The organism is Apibacter mensalis (genome assembly GCF_001418685.1).
GTDB lineage: Bacteria > Bacteroidota > Bacteroidia > Flavobacteriales > Weeksellaceae > Apibacter > Apibacter mensalis.
In genome coordinates this window covers 26,470-46,607 of the sequence record NZ_LIVM01000008.1, presented here as the reverse complement: position 1 = coordinate 46,607, position 20,138 = coordinate 26,470, and the positions used below count along the sequence as shown (strand labels likewise).

Genomic DNA, 20,138 nt, shown 5'->3' with positions numbered 1-20,138 from the left:
TTACTGTAAACAAACTGAATAAACAAAAAAATGATGAGCATTTCAAACAATTTAGTAATCGGTGTTGATTACGGAACAGATTCAGCAAGAGCCATATTAATGGATGCTGAAACAGGTAAAGAATTAGCACTCTCAGTAAAAGAATATCCGAGATGGAAAAAAGGAATGTATTGCGATCCGGTGAATTATCAATTTAGGCACCATCCCTTAGACTATATTGAAGTATTGGAGTATATTATTAATGAAGTAGTAAAAACTGTTCCTGTAGCAAAAGAAAGAGTTAAAGCATTAGCTATAGATGTTACCTGCTCAACTCCGGTAGTGGTAGATAAAGAGGGTACTCCCTTAGCTTTACGTAATGACTTTTTAGATGATCCCAATGGGATGTTTATTTTATGGAAAGATCATACAGGAATCAAAGATTGTGAGTATATAAACGAATTCTCCAAAAAATGGCATACCGACTATACCCGATATTCCGGAGGAGGAGGAAATTATTCTGCCGAACATTTTTGGGCAAAAGCACTTCACATATTCAGAGAAGACCCTAAAATAAAAGAAATTGGACATTCTTTTGTAGATGCCTGTGATTGGTTATCCAACTTAATTATAGGCCTAAAAAAGCCCGAAGATTTAAAAAGAAACATATGTACAGCCGGATTTAAAGTATTATGGAATAAAGAATGGGGAGGTTATCCCCCAAACGAATTCTTTAAAGAATTAGATCCCGCTTTGGATGGGATTGTGGACACCTTTTCAGAAAAAGTTTATACCTGTGTAGAAACCATAGGAAATTTATCGGAAGAGTGGGCAAAAAAATTAGGTCTAACTACCGAGGTTAAAGTAGCTGCAGGAAACATAGATGCTCATGCAGGAGGAATCGGAGCAGGAGTAAAAAATAAAGCAATTGTCCAAATTATAGGGACATCAACTTGTGATATTATAGTAGGACCGAAAAGTGATAGTAATAAATTGATTCCGGGTATTTCAGGACAAGCAGATGACTCAATAATTCCCGGAATGGTAGGTTATGAAGCCGGACAATCCGTTTACGGAGATTATTATGCCTGGTTTAAAAGAGTGTTAATGTGGCCCTTACGTGAAATACTTGCAAAAGTAGAATATATAGATAAAGAAACCAAAGATAAAGTGATTCAAGACGTTTATGATAAAATGATTCCTGAATTGGCCAGACAGGCCAAACTGATACCGGCAAAAGACAGTCATATTATTGCAACAGATTGGATCAATGGAAGAAGGACCCCTAATGTTGATTACGAATTGAAAGGTACCATTACCGGATTAACTTTGTCCAGTACCACTCCTTTATTATATAAATCTATTGTAGAAGCAACCGCTTACGGATCAAGAGCTATTGTTGAACAATTTATTAATAATGGAATTGAAATCGATGAAATTATCGCTGTAGGAGGAATTTCTCAAAAATCTCCCTATGTTATGCAGATTTTATCAGACGTTTTAGGCAAGCCAATTAAAGTAATAGCAACCAGAGAAGCATGTGCCTTAGGAGTAGCCATGTGTGCAGCCGTAACAGCAGGAATTTATTCAAAATTGGAAGATGCACAAGAAAAAATGGGAATGGGAATCTCAACGATTTACTATCCTAATGAGCAAAATCATCAGCATTATAATATTGAATATGAAAAGTACAAACGGTTAGAAAAAGTTAAAGAGCTCACCCAAAATCCATGATAATTACTCGGAGACAGAAGATTGAAAAAATATATTCTGTCTCCATCAATACAAAACTTCAAACTAAACACAAAAAAATGCAATTATCAAATAATTTAGTGATAGGATTAGATTATGGTACAGATTCCGGAAGAGCAATTTTAATGGATGCGGAAACCGGAAAAGAACTTGCCTTATCAATCAAAGAATATCCAAGATGGAAAAAAGGATTATATTGTAATCCTGTTAAAGCCCAATTCAGACAACATCCTTTAGATTATCTCGAAGTTCTCGAACATATAGTTACAGATGTTTTATATAAAGTCCCGGGAGCAGCAAATCGTGTTAAAGCCATAAGTACAGATATGACAGGCTCAACGCCGGTGGCAGTAAATAAAGAAGGAACACCGTTGTCTTTACTGCCTGATTTTGCTGAAAATCCCGATGCCATGTTTGTTTTATGGAAAGATCATACCGGACAAAAAGAAAATGAACAGTTGAATGATTTTTCGAAAAAATGGCATATAGATTATACAAGATCTGCCGGGTGCGGAGATTATTCCACAGAACACTTTTGGACCAAAGCATTACATATATTTAAAATACCCGAAATTAGAAAAGTTGCCTATTCATTCGTTGAATCGAGCGATTGGTTACCTGCCATACTTTGTGGTATAACCAAGCCCGAGGAAATCAAAAGAGGCATGGGCATTGCCGGATCTCGGGTAATGTGGAACAAAGAGTGGGGAGGATATCCGCCCAATGAATTCTTTAAAGCATTGGACCCTGCTTTGGATGGACTAGTAGATACATTTAATAAAGAAGCGTTTACTTGTGATCAAGTTGCCGGAACTATAACCAAAGAATGGGCAAAAAAATTAGGTCTTCCGGAAAATGTACTTATTGCCGTTGGTAATTTAGATTGTCATGCCGGTGCAGTAGGCGCCGGAGTAAAAGACAAGGTTATGGTGGAAATTGTTGGAACCTCCACTTGTGCCATAACAGTAGGACCTAAGAGCATAGGAAACCAATTAGTTCCGGGAATTCCTCAACAAGCTGATGATATTATCCTTCCCGGTATGATAGGATTTGAAGCAGGTCAATCTGCCTTTGGAGATTTATATGCCTGGTTTAAAAGATTACTCATGTGGCCTTTGGACAATATAATGTTAAAATCGAATATAGGAGATGCTGAGACCCGTCAACATTTAAGAGATGAAGTATATGCTGAAATGATACCCAATTTAGCTAGACAAGCTAAAATAATACCACCCAAGGACAGTCAAATTATTGCAACCGATTGGATCAATGGAAGAAGATCTCCCAACGTAGATTATGAATTAAAAGGAACTATTACAGGTATTGCTTTATCCAGTGTAGCTCCTTTAGTTTATAAATCTTTAGTTGAAGCTACCGCTTATGGAGCCAAAAATATAATTGAAAGATTTGTAGACAACGGAATAAAACTAAAGGAAATTATTGCTGTAGGAGGAATTTCTCAAAAATCGCCATATGTAATGCAAGTTATGTCAGATGTTATAGGTATGCCGATTAAGGTTATTGCAACGAGAGAAGCCTGTGCGTTGGGAGTGGCTATGTGTGCAGCAGTGGTCGCAGGGGTGTATAAAAATTTACCCGAAGCACAGAGCAAAATGGGAATGGAAATTTCTAATATTTATTATCCTAACCACGAATATAAAAAACATTACCATCAAGAATTTAACAAATATCTGAGTTTAGAAAATATTAAAGACTTTGTATAAATAAATTTATTAATTAAGATACTATTTACGTACAATTTAGAATTAAACTTACCCTAAAAATAATACAGAACAGACAAATAATATAACAATCAAATTTTTCACAATATTCTCTAAATAATAGAATAAAGTGTAATTAAAACGTAAATTTGAAACCCAAAATTTGAAAAAGTAAAATGGCTGACATTAAAACATTAAATAGAGCAGCAGACAATATAAGAATATTAGCTGCATCAATGGTAGAAAAGGCAAAATCCGGGCATCCGGGAGGAGCTATGGGCGGAGCTGATTTCATCAATATATTATATTCAGAATTCTTGGAATACGATCCCAATAATCCTAGATGGGAAGGAAGAGACCGGTTTTTTATGGATCCGGGGCACATGTCTCCTATGTTATATTCTGTCTTGGCATTGGCAGGAAAATATACCATGGATGACCTTAAAAATTTTCGTCAATGGGGAAGTGTAACTCCGGGACATCCTGAGTTAGATATAGAAAGAGGAGTGGAAAATACATCCGGTCCTTTGGGACAAGGACATGCCTATGCCGTGGGAGCTGCGATTGCAGCGAAGTTTTTGAAGGCTCGTTTGGGAAATTTAATGGGACAAACCATTTATGCCTTTATTTCAGATGGAGGAATACAAGAAGAGGTATCCCAAGGTGCCGGAAGAATAGCCGGGCATCTGGGGTTGGATAACCTGATTATGTTCTACGATTCCAATGGAATACAACTTTCAACCCAAGTAAAAGATGTTAATCAAGAAAACGTAGCCGCAAAATATGAAGCTTGGGGGTGGAAAGTGATTACCATTACAGGTAATGATCCCTCTGAAATTCGTAAAGCCCTGCAAGAAGCCAAAGCAGTAAAAGATAGGCCCACCCTTATTATAGGAAACACCATTATGGGAAAAGGAGCAGTAGATGCTAACGGACAATCCTTTGAAAATAAAGTATCCACACATGGACAACCTTTAGGAGAAGCAGGAGGTAACTTGGAAAAAACCATTGAAAACTTAGGGGGAGATCCGAAAAATCCGTTTGCTGTTTTTCCGGAAGTTCAAGCATTATATGCAAACAGAGCAAAAGAGCTGGAGGAAATTGTAAAAAATAAAAAAGTTCAAAAAGATCAATGGACAAAAGAAAACCCCGAGTTAGCTAAAAAAATGGAATCCTGGTTTTCGGGTGCAGTACCCGATATCAATTGGTCTGAAATAAATCAAAAACCTAATGCAGCTACACGAGCAGCATCTTCAACAGTATTGGAAACATTGGCTCGGCAGGTGGAAAACATGGTCGTATCCTCTGCTGATCTGTCTAATTCAGATAAAACTGACGGATTTTTAAAGCATACTCATTCATTAACAAAAAACGATTTTTCCGGTGCATTTTTACAAGCAGGAGTTTCTGAATTTACTATGGCTTGCTTGTGCGTGGGAATGAGTCTTCACGGGGGAGTGATTCCTGCCTGTGCAACCTTCTTCGTTTTTTCAGATTACATGAAACCTGTTGTAAGGGTTGCCGCATTAATGGAACAGCCTGTTAAATTTATCTGGACTCACGATGCATTTAGAGTGGGAGAGGACGGACCTACTCATGAGCCAGTAGAACAGGAAGCACAAATACGTTTAATGGAAAAATTGCAAAATCATAAAGGCAAAAATTCCATGTTAGTCCTAAGACCGGCAGATGTTCAGGAAACGACTGCTTCTTGGAAATTGGCTATGGAAAATACGCACACACCCACCGCTTTAATTTTATCTCGACAAAATATTAAAGATTTACCGGCTAAGCAAGATCGATTTAACGAATCATTACAGACATCAAAAGGAGCTTACATAGTTCAGGAAGAGGAAGGATATGAAATCATTTTGTTGGCCTCCGGTTCAGAAGTTTCAACTTTGGTTGAAGGTGCTGAATTATTGAAAAAAGATGGGATAAAAACCAGAATCGTTTCAGTACCATCTGAAGGATTATTCAGAGCACAACCCAAAGAGTACCAAGAATCGATTCTACCTAAGCATAAAAAGAAATTTGGGTTAACTGCAGGATTGCCTGTAACTCTAGAAGGATTAGTTGGTGAAAATGGTGAAATTTGGGGCATGAATTCATTTGGATATTCTGCGCCGGCAGCCATATTAGATGAAAAATTAGGTTTTACTTCACAAAATGTTTATGAGCAGATCAAAAAAATGGTGAAATAACTGTTTTTTTATAAAACAAAATCCACAGTATGAGATATCTATGGATTAACCAAAAAAAGAAGAATTACTAGAAGTAATTCTTCTTTTTTTATCTTAATTATTTAATAAACACTGCTTTATCTTTTATTTTTTTTATTTTAAAATTGTATTATATTTTGAATTTTAGAATAAAAATCAATAATTTTTAGTTTATTAAAAATAAAAATATAGTTTTTTACGTTATTTATTTGAATAATGATTTAAAACTAAAAAATATGATTAAGAAAAAAGTAGTTATGTTCTTTGTTATTATGTTCTTGGTCGCTTCTTGTAGCAGTGACGATGATATAGTTTTATCGGAAAAGGAAGTTGAAAATCCAATTCCAATTCCTTCAAAATTAGAACTCAGATTTGTTAGAGCTTCCGGAGATTCCGATATCTCAAACTTGCAGGTGGGAGATTCCGTAATTGTAGGATATAAAATTACGGGCGAAAATTTGCAAGAAGACGAGGCTTTTGCCATAACACCTCTTTCCGGAGGGCCGGTCAGCCACCAGGTGTTGGGAGAAGATTACGATTGTTATTACCGGAAACAAAAAGTAGAAAGCTTTCATACTTCGGACCAAGAAGGAGAGTTTACCCTTCATATTAAAAAGCCCGGAAACTTTAGGCACGTATACGAATTAAGCAAAGTAAAAAAAGACAGTTTAATTCTCCCGGCACAACAATTGGCAAAAGGTGAAATATTCTTCAATTCTGTTCGCATTGTGGCTTATTCTTATGAAGTCCGAACTAAAAAAGGTGATATTTCAAGCCATTCTCGTTGGGATACCTATTATAAATATTTTATAGATACCGGAAATGAACAATACGATACGTATTTGGAAGGGCTTAACAGTCAATTTCACTATAATAACCTAATCAGTAACCAGTCCGATTTTCAAAATAAAACCAGTAGGGACTTCCATCCCGTACAAAGAAGTAAAGGTAGTGGGGGCAAATATAGGGTTTATATGATAGATAAAATTATGTTCAAAAAACAAGTAAACGGGTTAGAAACCAACATAGAATATAAAAACATTCCGGTTGGGTGGTATGCTAGACAAGACCAATGGGGAGATAGAGGAACCGAAAATCTTTAATAATTAATTGATGAATAAAAACATTATACATCCAAAAATGTCAAAAAAACTAAAACTAAATTTTAAACACAAAAGTATGAAATCCATTTTAACCAAGTCCTTAACAGGACTTCTGATTAGCAGTATGTTTTTTTCGTGCAGCAACGACGACGACTCATCCAATCATTCCAATTTAAATCGCTTGCGGGAAGTGAGATTTTCAATACCTTCAGATAGGGAAGTTTCTGCCAAATTTACCGGAAAAACGGCCAAAGACGCCCAAGGAGTTATGCGTAAGGAGTATGAGGTTACTACCAGCCGTGCTACCGCATTTTCCCTGGCTGATTTAATGCAAGAAGCTTCCATAGAAAAAACCATGCTATACCCGGGGAGCATCCTACGGGGAGAATCTTTTATGGAAGGGAAGTACGACCCCTTGGTGTTGAAAAATCCTTTCAATCCTGTTACTCTGTTTCTTACCATTAGGGGGGTGAATAGAGAGGTTAAAAAAGAAGTAGTGCCTAAGGGAAGCGAGGTATTCCAGGCATTGTCTGATTTTAGAGTCGGTAATAGTGAATATTTTCCTATTAAATATGTTCCGGCTAATTATACTTATAAGAGTGAGGTGGTTACGACCGAAGAAAGTTTTAAAAAATCCATCAACCTTCATGTAAAGGCCGGCTTTTCTTTAATAGCTAAAGCTTCTTTCGGCTATGATTATAGTCAATCTAAGGTAAAATCGTCCCACTATGTATTGGTAAGGCTAAAACAGACCGTATATTCCGCCGGTATAGATCCGGTGCATTGGTCTAACTGGGTGCAGGGAGATATCAGCAGTTCAGACAGCGGTCCGTACGAACCGGTATACATCAGCAGCATAGATTACGGTCGGGTTGCTTATTTATTAATAGAAACCCAAAAATCTACTGAAGAAACCGCTAAAATGGTTAAAGCATCGGTGGACTTGAAAATAGGTGCCCTTTCTTCCGATATAAATCGTAAACAGAACGAAGAATTTAAGAACTTGTTTGATTCTAATAAGGTAAAGGTATCCGTGTTGGGAGGGCCTGCTGAAATTGTAAACAATTATGATGATTTTATCAACTACATGAAGTTATCTGACAATGGAGAATCTTTAATCTCAACTTCGGCTCCTATATCGTATACTATCCGTCGTTTAAAAGACAATACTTTGGTTGATATGGTAAACACTTACGAAGAAGTACATAAAGAGTATAGGTAGAAAAGTGTACCGGTATTGTATGTAAATTTTAGCTTCAATAGTATTATACTATTGAAGCTAAAAAATTTTATAAGAAACATTCAATCCATCTAAAAGAAAATAGTAGATTTAAAATAATGGATATAAATATGTTACATACACCCAGGTGATTTACAATTGCATTCTTTAAGATGCCGAATTCTCTCCTATAGATATTATTGATTAACCTATGTTGTAATATATATGCAAGTCAGTAATATAATTAAAAAACCTTTCCTAAATTTAGGGCTTAATTCTTTTTATAGAAGATGCTTAATTTTCTAAGAATGTTTTAACGATAATAAAAATTATTATTTAACCCGATTTTGAGCTATATACACATATGAATATGAAAAAAATTAGTCTGACATTGCTTACCCTTATGATTCTGTTCGGTTCATTAGGAGCACAAAATAAAACGCAGGTCGATAGACCCAAATTAGTAGTTGGAATCGTGGTAGATCAAATGAGGTGGGATTATCTGTATCGTTTATATGACAGATATGGAGAGGCAGGGTTTAAAAGATTATTAAATGAAGGATTTTCATTTGATAATTGTATGGTAAATTATATTCCTTCTTTTACGGCAGTAGGACACAGCACGATTTATACAGGTTCAGTTCCCTCCATTCATGGAATTGCCGGCAATGATTTTATTGAGCAAACAACAGGTAGGAGTATTTATTGTACAGAAGACTTTAAAGTAAAAGGAGTGGGATTAGATGATCCTGAAAATAAGGCCGGAAAAATGTCTCCGTATAATCTACAAGTGTCTACTGTTACAGATCAATTGAAATATGCCACCAATTCAAGATCAAAAGTTATAGGAGTTGCTTTAAAAGACAGAGGCAGTATACTTCCTGCCGGACATGCTGCAGATGCAGCCTATTGGTTTGATGCAAAAAGTGGCAGGTGGATTACAAGTTCTTATTATATGAAAGAACTTCCAAAATGGGTAAAGCAATATAATTCTAAAAATATGCCTGAGAAATATCTAAGTCAGGATTGGAACCCAACCTATCCGATTTCAACTTACATACAAAGTCCGGATAGTAAGATGCTAGGTAACTATGAACTTGGATTTAAAGGTTATGAAACCCCTTCATTTCCGATGAAAACTTCTCAAATGATGAAAACATTGGGGGTTAGCCTTATTCAATATACGCCATATGGAAATACAACCACCACAGATATAGCTAAGTTGGCAATTGACAATGAAAATTTAGGAAATAATAAATTCGGAGATACTGATTTTTTAGCTATAAGTTATTCTTCTCCCGATAAAATGGCACATCATTATTCTATTAATTCAATTTTAACTGAAGATGCTTATATAAAATTGGATCAAGAATTAGCTGATTTATTAGGATATTTGGATAGGAAAGTCGGGAAGGGAAAATATTTAGTGTTTTTAACTGCTGACCATGCCGGCACACCCAATGCAAAATATATGAATGAAAATAAAATGTCGGGTGCATTAGTAAGATTAATGACTTACGAAAAAAAAATAAACGAATATTTGAAATCAAAATACGGAAGAGACGATTTAGTTAGAAGTTTCAATAATTATCAAGTAAATTTTAATTATACAGCAATTAAACATGCCGGCATAAATTTAGAAGATCTTAAGCAAACTTGTATTGATTATCTTCAAACCATAGATGGAGTATTATATGCTGTTGATATGAAAAAAGCATCCGTTGCAACCGTACCTCAATATATTAAAGAAAAAATTATTAATGGTTATAATAGAGAATATTCAGGTGAAATACAAATTGTTTTAGGTGCCGGCTCATATGATTTGGAATTCTCTGAACCAACCAAAGGGGGAACTCATGGTACCTGGGGACCGGATGATGCGCATATTCCTTTTATACTGATGGGGTGGAAAATTCCTCACGGAAGTACTACCGATGAAGTATATATGACAGATATTGCACCTACTATATCAGCCTTGTTAAAAATACAAATGCCTAACGGAGCTATAGGTAAACCGGTAGACTACAAAATGAAATAACCGTTGATTTTATGTTCTCTGTGTAAACAAAATAGTAAAAGTTTAGAGGAAATATTTCGAAGTTTTTGCAATTATAAAATAGGAAAAATTTCATTTTTCTGTTATTTCTAATCTTACTCGTTAACTTATTAAAGCTCAAGCTTTTTAAATAAAAACAGGAACAGATAACGAGGATAAAATAAGATAACCAAGGTAAGGTTATATTGCTTTTGACCAAGCTTTATTTTGATGATTGAATAATACTAAGCAATGGAATGATTATATTTAAGGTACGTTTAATTATAAGCATGCCATGCAAAAAAAGATATGCAAAAATAGATTTTAGCGGTATCGATAAAAAAGTAAGTACAAAAGATATTCATTTAGTATATACTATTAACACGAATTCGTGGGTAAAATTAAGTTATGCAGGAGAGCTAATCGGATTGAAAAATCAGAAAAGCTCTCCCTAGATAAAGTTTATGACGCTTGCTGTGGCTATGTAGTCTTTTAGATCAGATCGGCGCTTGATTTTATCTATGTTAAATAGAATACAAGAAAATTACCGATGGTTTTATAGAGACAATGATTGTACTTTTCCGATAGTAAAGAAGGTAATCCGTGACTGTTTCTTAGTGGGTAAATTTTCTTATGATCAATTTTAGTAATAATAAGTTGGGTTTATTTAGGAATTTCGGGAGAATGTTGAACCGTTAATACATTGGAACTAATTATGGCATCTAATTCCTTTTCATTAAGTACTTGTTCTTTAAATAATATTTTAATTCCTTTCTTATAAAAAACGGTTGCCGGTATACTTCCTTCCCATGATGGATCAATGGAAGGAATCCATTCTTCCATATTTTCAAGATCATCCAGAAGATATACATCTGTAGAAATTGAATATTTTCGCATAAACCTTTTAACAAATTCTATATTTTTTACGGGATTTAAGTTTATTAAAATCATTTTATAACCGGCGTTGTTTTTATATTTTTCATTTATTTTCATAAAAGAGGGAATTTCAACAACGCAAGGCATGCACCAAGTAGCCCAAAAGTTAACGACTAAAAATTTATCATTTTCATCTTCGATTATATTTTTTAAATCAGAAAAAGTAATAACTTTTATATCATGTATTACTTTTGTTGAGGGTACAGATAGTGCTTGACCAATAATAACATTAAAAAAAATTAAAAATAGGTATGAATATATTTTTTTTACCATAAATCTATATATGTAAAGACTCACAGTTTTCCTTTAACAATAAATAAAAACCTATTCACTAACAATAAACAAATATTTATTTACTCAATTTTACTCAATTCTGAATATTGAGACTCATGAATGGGAAGTGACATGGGATTGGTTTCATCGTAATAAATGGAGAGAGAATCTCCAACTTTACTCTTATCTTCGGGCATTTTCTTTATAATGGTAGAGTGTAAATTTCCCTTGTCGTCTCTATAAACGATATTCCAAACATTAATTTTTTCATTGGCAATAGATACGCCGGTTTGCTCTCCGGTAATTTCGGCTTTAGCTTTCTTAGCTGCGGCAACATTCATTACATTTTCTGGAGCAATAATAGTTGCTGATTCTTTTTTGTTTAATTTCGAGCAGCTGTAACATGCTAATAGAATTAAGATAATAAAGTAATTGATTTTTTTCATTTTTTTGTGGTCTTTTAATTATTCAATTTCAAAAGTTGTTCCTTCTTTTCCATCTTTAAGAATAATACCGGCTTGAGCCAGACGATTACGGATTTCATCTGAAAGGGCCCAGTCCTTCTCAAGTCTGGCTTTATTTCTTAAATCGATAAGGACTTTCATGGCTTGATCCAGTTTACTATTATCGATTAATGTATCAGATAAAAGTTCTAATCCTAGAATATCATAGAAGAAAACATGAATGGCAGTATTTAACTTTTTTAAATCTTTAGCGGTCAGTGTTTCATTTTTTAAGTCTAAATTATTGATGAGTTTAGCTACGTCAAATAAAAGAGAAATTAATACGGGAGTATTAAAATCATCATTTAATGCATTGTAGCAATTTTCAATCCATTCTTGAATGTTATAACTGGAAGATTCAGAATCTGCTATATGAGGTAATTTTTCAATTGCCGAAGTTAGGCGAAAGAATCCTTTTTCAGCTGCAACTATTGCCTCATTAGATAAATCTAAGACACTTCTGTAATGAGCCTGTAAAAAGAAAAATCGAACAATTATCGGATGAAAAGGTTTTTCGATAAAATCATTGTCACCACTAAATAATTCTTCAGGTAATATAGTATTTCCTGTAGATTTACTCATTTTTTGCCCATTTAATGTAAGCATGTTAGTATGTACCCAATAATTTACAGGTTTTTCTCCATAGGATCCTTTAGCTTGTGCTATTTCACATTCATGATGAGGAAATTTAAGATCCATACCTCCACCATGAATGTCAAACTTTTTTCCTAAATATTTAGTACTCATAGCAGTACATTCTAAATGCCAACCCGGGAATCCATTTCCCCAAGGAGAAGGCCATCTCATGATATGTTCGGGAGAAGCATTTTTCCATAGTGCGAAATCTTGAGGATTTCTTTTTTCACCTTGCCCATCCAAATCACGAGTATTGGCAATCATATCTTCAATTTTTCTTCCGCTTAATTCACCATAATTCCCTCCTTCTGAATCAAATTTATTTACGTCGAAATATACAGATCCATTTACTTCATATGCCAAACCTTTATCTAATAGCTTTTTAATAAGCTCTATTTGTTCAACAATATGCCCGGTTGCTGTAGGTTCAATATCGGGAGGGATCATATTAAATAATTCCAATACTTTATGGAAATTAAGTGTATATTTTTGAACAACTTCCATGGGCTCAATTCTTTCCAGACGAGCTCGAGTAGAAATTTTGTCCTCAGAATTATCATCTGTAAGATGTCCGGCATCGGTAATATTTCTAACATATTTTACTTTATAACCCAAATGGCGTAAATATCTGTTTATCACATCAAAAGATAAAAAAGTTCTGCAATTTCCTAAATGTACTTTATTATATACTGTTGGACCGCATACATACATACCTACCCAACCTTCATGCAAAGGAGTAAATACTTCTTTTTTACCGTGTAATGAATTATATAATTTTATTTGATTGTTCAGATAGCTGCGCATATTTAAATTTTGAAATGAGAGTCAATTCCGATATAATGTAAAAATTCTTTTCTTGTTGTAGGATTGCTTAAAAAAATACCACTTAATTCAGCAGTAACCGTGCTGCTTTCAGTATCTTGTATGCCCCTTGAATTTACACATAAGTGTTTAGCATCAATAACACAAGCAACATCTTTCGTATTCAATACTTCTTTAATTGCTTCAACAATTTGTCTGGTTAAACGTTCCTGCACTTGAGGTCTTCGGGAATAATAATTAACGATTCTATTGATTTTGGACAATCCGATAACTTTTCCGTTTGAAAAATAGGCAACATGTGCCTTCCCAATTATTGGCAGAAAATGATGTTCGCAAGTTGAATAAACCGTAATATCTTTTTCAATCAGCATTTGACGATACTTATAACTATTTTTGAAAGTAGACACCTGCGGTTTATTTTCCGGAAGAAGTCCTCCAAAAATTTCATTAACATACATTTTAGCCACCCGTTTAGGTGTATCTTTCAAACTATCGTCATTCATCTCTAATCCAAGAATATGCATAATCTTAGCAAAATGTTCTTGAATGGCTTTTTGTTTTTCTTCCGGAGATAAAACAAAGGCATCCGATCGAATAGGAGTATATTCTGTATATGAGAAATGGTCTGATTCTTCGTCTTCTTTATTAAACATAATAAAAAACATCTAAATTTCTACAAAAATAAGTTTTTTAGTTGAAAACCATTACAATATTGAAAAGCAAATAATCAATTATGAAAGAATATTTTAAAATAAAAATCGTATCTTTGCATAGAATTAATCTAAATAGTTAATTAGTTATGAATATTTATCTTCAATATGCATTTATAGCATTAACTTTACTGTTAGCTGTCAGGTATTTGATTAAACTATTTAGGGAAACTTTTTTTTCCAGGAAGAAAAAATGTGGAGGAAGTGTCGATTGTAAATGTGGCAGAGATTAGTTTTTGGAATAGATATTGAAATTTAATAGTTAATCAAGAATTTAAAAATGAAAGCAAAACATTTGCTGGGGATAGTATCAAAGAATAAATCATTCATATCCAAAATTCCGGTTCTATTTAGAATGTTAATGGCATCTTTAAAAGGTCAATATAAACCGGGAATTAAAAATCTTTTTATTTTTACTTTTTTAATCGTTTATATTTTATCTCCCCTTGATCTCATACCTGACTTTTTAGTAGGTATAGGTTTTTTAGATGATTTAACTATTGCCTTTTTTGCTATTTCCAAATTAATGAAAGAAGTGGATAAGTTTTTAGAATGGGAAAAGCAAAACCATAATACCATAGTCATTGAATAAAAATTCAAAAATTTTATTCTCTATAGTTGGTCCTACCGGTATAGGAAAAACCACACTTTCCATTATATTGGCTCAACATTTAAAAACTGAGATAATATCGTGTGATAGCAGACAATTTTATAAGGAATTGAACATTGGTACCGCTGCACCTACACCCGAAGAATTATCTTTAGTTCCTCATCATTTTATAGGAAATTTAAGTATAAATCAAGATTATTCTGTTGGTGATTTTGAAAAAGACGCTTTAGGAAAAATCTTCGAGCTTTTCAATACTTTTGATCAACTTATTATGGTAGGAGGATCCGGTTTATATGAAAAAGCTGTAAATGAAGGAATTGATACATTTCCTGATATTGATGCCCATATAAGACAGGAATTAGTTGTTGAAATGCAAGAGAAAGGATTAAGTAATTTAATAGATGAATTAAAAAAGAATGACCCTAAATATTATTCGCAGGTAGATTTAAATAATCCGGTACGAGTGTTGCGGGCTTTAGAAATTTTTAGAGGTACAGGAAAACCTTACAGTTCATTTAGAAATAATCTAATAAAAAAAAGAAATTTTACATCTGTTAAAATTGGATTAACAGCTTCCCGTGATATTATTTACGATCGGATAAATAAAAGGGTTGATTTAATGATGGAAAAAGGTTTATTAAACGAAGTTATTTCTTTACAATCTTATAGACATAAAAATGCTTTACAGACTGTGGGTTATAAAGAGATCTTCGAATATCTTGATGGGAATATATCATTAGAATTCGCTACAAATGAAATAAAAAAAAATTCCCGCAGATATGCAAAGAGACAACTGACCTGGTATCGAAGAGATAACTCGGTAAATTGGTTTGACTATTGTAATATTCAGGAAATAGTAGATTTTGTTACGAAAAAAATTAGCCAATAAATTAATTATATTTACTAGTTTATATCAATGATTAATTTTGTGCGATATAAATAATCCAAGTAATATACTATCCTGAGTTATAAAATGGAATTCTAATTTAATTTATTATTTTCTTGATTTCTTTGGATTTAATATTTTTATGTTCACCTAACTGCCAACCTCTTTTTTCTATTCGATCTTAAATTTTATTTATAGCTTCCTCTTCCAAATTATACTATCAAAGTCTAGTGTTATATTTCATGCTATGGAAAAGGGTTTCTATTTCTAACGTTTGAGCATGATCAATTTCATAAAAAATAGTTATTCATGTCCTATCATATATGTTAACCAATCCTGTGGTATATCACAATCAGTACAACTGTTTAAATATCAGGTAGATGCCTACATTAGATTAGCTCAAACGTTTTAATTTAGTGGATCTCTTAGGTCCCTCTATGATCAGTGTCTTTAGAATGGATTCAGCCATGAAATCCTGTAATAAGCCATTTACCGGATACGTAAAATATTGTTCAATAACGTGTATGAAAGCATCAATAACCCCATTGCTAATTTAAACCGGAGCTAGGGTATAAATTATGCTTGGATCTAACACAGATTTCTTATTTTTCTTAATTACAGCAAATGTATTCATTTTTGAAGCAGTGGCTGAAATGGTCAAAATAGTTCTAAAAGGAAGAGCTTTTTTTATTACCACACTGTGGGGTCAGCAAAGATCCACTAAGGATCACCCTCTTAAAAACAAGCTGCATCTACGACAAACTTGGTGGCATCGATGACAGATGATTCTACAATTGCCAATACATAATTGATGTATTTCTGTTTAATAACTTCTACTGTACACATACAAGTTTCAAAGCGAGGATTGGATTCTATACCTGAAAATTGAAACCATTTGTAATCTTTTAATGAATCACTTACCTGTTCAAATACACTATTTTTTTGATGTTTCCTCCTCCATAGATAATCAATATATTATTTTGTAAAGGCATTTTCTTTGTGATTGGGGAAATCATACCTTCCCCGAACAAAATTTTACAGGATTTGGAAAGGTAAAATTATTCATTATTTGATTTTTAATTATGTATTTAATCTATCAAAATTTGATACAATACCAGATAAAAACAAAAAAGGTTACCCTAATAGTAACCTTTTTTTATATTGAGTTAATTCAATTTTTAATTTTCCAAGGCTTGTGCACCACTTACTATTTCAATCAACTCATTGGTAATAGAAGCCTGACGAGCTTTATTATAAGATATGGATAACTGATTTTTTAATGCTTTAGCGTTGTCTGTGGCAGCTTGCATAGCTGACATTCTTGCTCCATGTTCAGCAGCATTCGAATCCAATATCGCTTTAAAAAGCTGAGTTTTTAAAGAAATAGGAATAAGATGCGTTATAATATCTTCCTTAGATGGTTCATAAATATAATCACTAACCAATGAAGTGTTGTTATCGTGTTTAGAAAGTTCAATAGGTAAAAATTGTTCCACTTGTAATAGCTGAACTACAGCATTTTTAAATCTGTTATAAACCAGGTCGATTTTATCATAGTCTCCATCTAAGAACTTTTTCACAAGGTCTTCAGATATCTTCGATGTATTTTCATAAGAAGGTGCATCCCAAAGAGAACTACAATCTTTATATACGGAAACTAATTTTTTTAAATTTTCATATCCATTTTTTCCGATAGTTAAAATATCAACGTGTTTATTTTTATACTCATTTTCTAAAAGGTTTTTAATTGCTTTAACAACAGTAGAGTTAAACGCCCCTGCGAGTCCCTTATTGGAAGTAATGACAACTAATAAAACCTTTTTAATTTCTCTTTTTTTTGCATATTCTGCTCCTCCGGAATCTGAATCAAGAAAAGGACTAACATTTGATAGTAGTTCTTGCATTTTTTCTGAATAAGGACGTAGTTTTAAAATTGCATCCTGCGCTCTTTTCAGTTTAGAAGAAGAAACCATCATCATTGCACTGGTAATTTGCATGGTTGAATTTACAGACGCAATTCGATTTCGTATTTCTTTTAATGTTGCCATTTTCTAATATCTTCTTTTAATTTAATTTATGAATAATTTTTTACAACTCCGGCTATTATCTTATCTAAAGAAGAAGTTATTGAATCATCAATTTTTCCCTCTTTTAAACTTTTTAATAGATCGGCATGTTGAGTTCGTAAAGTTTCCGTTAAGTTTCTTTTGAAATCTTGAACTTTATTAACAGGAACTTCATGTAATAAATTTTGAGTTCCGGCGTATATTATGGCTATCTGTTCTTCAACAGGCATAGGTGAATTAACTGATTGCTTTAAAATTTCAACGTTTCTTTCGCCTTTAGCTATTACTGCAGCAGTTGCCGGATCTAAATCGGAACCAAATTTTGAAAATGCTTCTAACTCACGAAACTGAGCTTGATCAATTTTTAGTGTGCCGGATACTTTTTTCATAGGTTTGATCTGAGCAGCTCCTCCCACACGGGATACAGAAATACCAACATTGATAGCAGGTCTAACACCTGAATTAAAAAGGTCTGATTCTAAAAATATTTGTCCGTCTGTAATAGATATTACATTGGTAGGAATATATGCCGAAACGTCTCCTGCTTGCGTTTCAATAATAGGTAGAGCTGTTAGTGAGCCACCGCCTTTAACTTTACCTTTTAAAGATTCCGGTAAATCATTCATTGTAGAGGCTACTTCATCATTATTAATAATTTTAGCTGCTCTTTCTAACAAACGGGAATGCAAGTAAAATACATCTCCCGGATAAGCTTCACGTCCCGGTGGTCTTCTTAATAATAAGGAAACCTCTCGGTAAGCCACAGCTTGTTTAGAAAGATCATCATATATTATTAAGGCCGATCTTCCAGTATCTCGTAGAAACTCTCCGATGGAAGCTCCGGCAAATGGAGCATATACCTGCATAGGAGCAGGGTCAGATGCATTGGCTGCAACTACTACAGTATAAGCCATTGCTCCTTTATCTTCCAGTGTTTTCACAATCTGTGCTACTGTAGATGCTTTTTGGGCAATAGCAACGTATATGCAATATACAGGTTTTCCTTGTTCGTAAAACTCTTTTTGATTAAGAATTGTGTCAATGGCAACGGTGGATTTTCCTGTTTGACGGTCGCCAATAATTAGCTCCCTTTGACCTCTCCCAATAGGAATCATGGAGTCTATAGCTACAATACCGGTTTGCAAAGGCTCATTTACCGGTTGGCGAAATAATACTCCGGGTGCTTTTCTTTCCAAAGGCATTCTGAATAATTCGCCTGAAATAGGTCCTTTTCCGTCTATAGGTGTGCCTAATGTATCTACAACTCTTCCTATCATTCCTTCACCAACATCAATAGAAGCAATGTTTTTGGTTCTTTTAACAATATCTCCTTCTTTAATTCCATTAGATTTACCCAGAAGAATTACACCTACATTATCCTCTTCTAAATTTTGAACCATCCCTTCTAATCCATTGGAAAATTTTACTAATTCTCCTTGTTCTGCATTATTAAGTCCATATATACGGGCAATACCATCTCCTACTTGTAAAACCGTTCCCACTTCTTCCAAGGAAATATTTTGATCGAAATTTGATAATTGCTGTTTTAATATTGCAGAAACTTCTGCGGGTTTTATATCTGCCATTGTGGTCATTTATTTAAAAGTTATAACTAAAAAAATTAAAATATTTTATTACTTAATTTTTTTTGAATATTAGTTAGTTCAGATTTTACACTTGCGTCAATTTGTTGGTCATCCATACGTAAAATATATCCCCCAATAATAGATCCATCAATTTTATTTTCAATAATTGCTTTATCCTGATTGATTTTAGGGTAAGAATTAAGAATTTTATTTGTAGTTTCTTGATCCAATGGTATAGCGCTAATGATTTCAACACGTTGTATACCATTATAGACATCATATAATTCCAAGACTTGTTCTGCTATTTCCAATAAATCATTTTCTCTTTTATGTTTTACTACCAATGTAATGAAATTACGAGAAATAGGAGAGAAGGATTTGAAAATTTCATTTACGATTTTAACTTTTTTTAAGGTTTCAATTATAGGGGATTTTAAAAAAAATTGAAAATCTTTATTTTGTTTAATTATATCAATTAAAGATTTCATTTCCTTAATAATTGTTTCACTTTCATGTACAGATAAAGCATATTCCCATAAACCGGATGCGTAGCGTTTAGCAAGTCTTACAACTGACATATTAGTTTAATTTAGCTTGGTTTACTAGTGAATCAATAAGCTTTTTTTGTTCCTCTGGAGAAGATAATTCCTTTTGAAGAACTTTTTTTGCAATATCAACGGATAAATTTGCAACTTCATATTTTATTTGATTTATTGCAGAAATTCTTTCCGCATTAATGGTATCTTTTGCTGATTGAATAATTTTATCACTTTCTATTGTAGCTGCATTTCTAGCATCATTAATAATTTTATCTTTAATTTCACGTGCTTCTTTAAGAATAGTTTCTCTTTCAATGCGAGCTTCTTTTAAAATCTGCTCATTTTGAGATGTTAATTTTGCCATTGCTTCACGTGCATTTTTTGCATCATCTAAAGATTTCCGTATAGAATTCTCTCTGTTTTCTAAGGCTTTTAAAATGGGTTTCCAGGCAAATTTTCCTAAAATTATTAATAAAACTATAAAGGAAATAGTCATCCAAAATATTAAACCAATTGAAGGAGTTAATAAATCCATATTTT

The 20,138-nt window shown here is 33.3% G+C and carries 19 protein-coding genes; 10 read left to right on the top strand and 9 right to left on the bottom strand.

Features of this window, described 5'->3' with window-relative positions; all coding sequences use genetic code 11:
- Positions 1-30: 30 nt before the first annotated feature.
- From ASC36_RS06745 to ASC36_RS06715, 7 genes are all read left to right on the top strand, one after another.
- Positions 31-1,713 (top strand): ribulokinase, encoded by a 1,683-nt coding sequence (locus ASC36_RS06745; protein ID WP_221400568.1) that lies wholly within the window; start codon positions 31-33, stop codon positions 1,711-1,713.
- Complete coding sequence (locus ASC36_RS06740) at positions 1,710-3,455, top strand: ribulokinase (RefSeq protein WP_141656219.1); 1,746 nt, start codon at positions 1,710-1,712, stop codon at positions 3,453-3,455. The genes ASC36_RS06745 and ASC36_RS06740 overlap by 4 nt, the downstream gene beginning before the upstream one ends.
- Before the next feature lie 173 nt (positions 3,456-3,628).
- Complete coding sequence (locus tag ASC36_RS06735) at positions 3,629-5,656, top strand: transketolase family protein (protein WP_055425731.1); 2,028 nt, start codon at positions 3,629-3,631, stop codon at positions 5,654-5,656.
- 254 nt (positions 5,657-5,910) lie between these two features.
- Positions 5,911-6,777, top strand: a complete 867-nt coding sequence (locus tag ASC36_RS06730; protein WP_055425730.1) for a hypothetical protein — start codon at positions 5,911-5,913, stop codon at positions 6,775-6,777.
- A 76-nt stretch (positions 6,778-6,853) separates the two neighbouring features.
- Positions 6,854-7,999: a thiol-activated cytolysin family protein gene (locus tag ASC36_RS06725; protein ID WP_167336874.1), complete on the top strand. Its 1,146-nt coding sequence runs from the start codon at positions 6,854-6,856 to the stop codon at positions 7,997-7,999.
- A 367-nt stretch (positions 8,000-8,366) separates the two neighbouring features.
- Positions 8,367-10,034, top strand: a complete 1,668-nt coding sequence (pafA, locus tag ASC36_RS06720) for an alkaline phosphatase PafA (protein WP_245630755.1) — start codon at positions 8,367-8,369, stop codon at positions 10,032-10,034.
- Between the two features lie 254 nt (positions 10,035-10,288).
- Positions 10,289-10,486: a hypothetical protein gene (locus tag ASC36_RS06715; RefSeq protein WP_055425727.1), complete on the top strand. Its 198-nt coding sequence runs from the start codon at positions 10,289-10,291 to the stop codon at positions 10,484-10,486.
- 208 nt (positions 10,487-10,694) lie between these two features.
- Here ASC36_RS06715 and ASC36_RS06710 read toward each other — a convergent pair whose 3' ends face one another.
- The 4 genes from ASC36_RS06710 to folE all read right to left on the bottom strand — a co-directional run bounded on the left by ASC36_RS06710 (position 10,695) and on the right by folE (position 13,854).
- Positions 10,695-11,240 (bottom strand): TlpA family protein disulfide reductase, encoded by a 546-nt coding sequence (locus ASC36_RS06710; protein ID WP_055425726.1) that lies wholly within the window; start codon positions 11,238-11,240, stop codon positions 10,695-10,697.
- Positions 11,241-11,320: 80 nt separating this feature from the next.
- Positions 11,321-11,686, bottom strand: a complete 366-nt coding sequence (locus tag ASC36_RS06705) for a hypothetical protein (protein ID WP_055425725.1) — start codon at positions 11,684-11,686, stop codon at positions 11,321-11,323.
- Between the two features lie 18 nt (positions 11,687-11,704).
- A complete protein-coding gene (cysS, locus tag ASC36_RS06700; protein WP_055425724.1) occupies positions 11,705-13,183 on the bottom strand; it encodes a cysteine--tRNA ligase in 1,479 nt (492 codons plus the stop codon).
- Positions 13,184-13,185: 2 nt separating this feature from the next.
- On the bottom strand, positions 13,186-13,854 hold the full coding sequence (gene folE / locus ASC36_RS06695) for a GTP cyclohydrolase I FolE (protein WP_055425723.1): 669 nt from the start codon (positions 13,852-13,854) through the stop codon (positions 13,186-13,188).
- Between the two features lie 337 nt (positions 13,855-14,191).
- Here folE and ASC36_RS06690 point away from each other — a divergent pair, with 337 nt between their 5' ends.
- From ASC36_RS06690 to ASC36_RS10960, 3 genes are all read left to right on the top strand, one after another.
- Positions 14,192-14,503 (top strand): YkvA family protein, encoded by a 312-nt coding sequence (locus ASC36_RS06690; RefSeq protein ID WP_055425722.1) that lies wholly within the window; start codon positions 14,192-14,194, stop codon positions 14,501-14,503.
- On the top strand, positions 14,496-15,410 hold the full coding sequence (gene miaA / locus ASC36_RS06685) for a tRNA (adenosine(37)-N6)-dimethylallyltransferase MiaA (protein ID WP_055425721.1): 915 nt from the start codon (positions 14,496-14,498) through the stop codon (positions 15,408-15,410). The genes ASC36_RS06690 and miaA overlap by 8 nt, the downstream gene beginning before the upstream one ends.
- A gap of 575 nt (positions 15,411-15,985) precedes the next feature.
- Positions 15,986-16,186, top strand: coding sequence for a hypothetical protein (locus ASC36_RS10960; protein ID WP_055425720.1), 201 nt, complete (start codon positions 15,986-15,988; stop codon positions 16,184-16,186).
- Here ASC36_RS10960 and ASC36_RS11225 read toward each other — a convergent pair.
- The 5 genes from ASC36_RS11225 to ASC36_RS06660 all read right to left on the bottom strand — a co-directional run bounded on the left by ASC36_RS11225 (position 16,143) and on the right by ASC36_RS06660 (position 20,133).
- Positions 16,143-16,379 carry an iron-containing alcohol dehydrogenase gene (locus ASC36_RS11225; RefSeq protein WP_221400569.1) on the bottom strand — a complete coding sequence of 79 codons (237 nt, stop codon included), beginning with the start codon at positions 16,377-16,379 and terminating at the stop codon, positions 16,143-16,145. The genes ASC36_RS10960 and ASC36_RS11225 overlap by 44 nt on opposite strands.
- A 206-nt stretch (positions 16,380-16,585) precedes the next feature.
- Positions 16,586-17,455: an ATP synthase F1 subunit gamma gene (atpG, locus tag ASC36_RS06675; RefSeq protein WP_055425719.1), complete on the bottom strand. Its 870-nt coding sequence runs from the start codon at positions 17,453-17,455 to the stop codon at positions 16,586-16,588.
- A gap of 26 nt (positions 17,456-17,481) precedes the next feature.
- The gene (atpA, locus tag ASC36_RS06670; protein WP_055425797.1) at positions 17,482-19,059 is read right to left on the bottom strand and encodes a F0F1 ATP synthase subunit alpha; all 1,578 of its coding nucleotides are present in this window, start codon (positions 19,057-19,059) and stop codon (positions 17,482-17,484) included.
- 35 nt (positions 19,060-19,094) lie between these two features.
- Positions 19,095-19,637, bottom strand: a complete 543-nt coding sequence (gene atpH / locus ASC36_RS06665; protein ID WP_055425718.1) for an ATP synthase F1 subunit delta — start codon at positions 19,635-19,637, stop codon at positions 19,095-19,097.
- Between the two features lies 1 nt (position 19,638).
- Entirely contained in the window at positions 19,639-20,133 is a 495-nt protein-coding gene (locus ASC36_RS06660; protein ID WP_055425717.1) for a F0F1 ATP synthase subunit B, read from the bottom strand.
- Positions 20,134-20,138 lie beyond the last annotated feature (5 nt).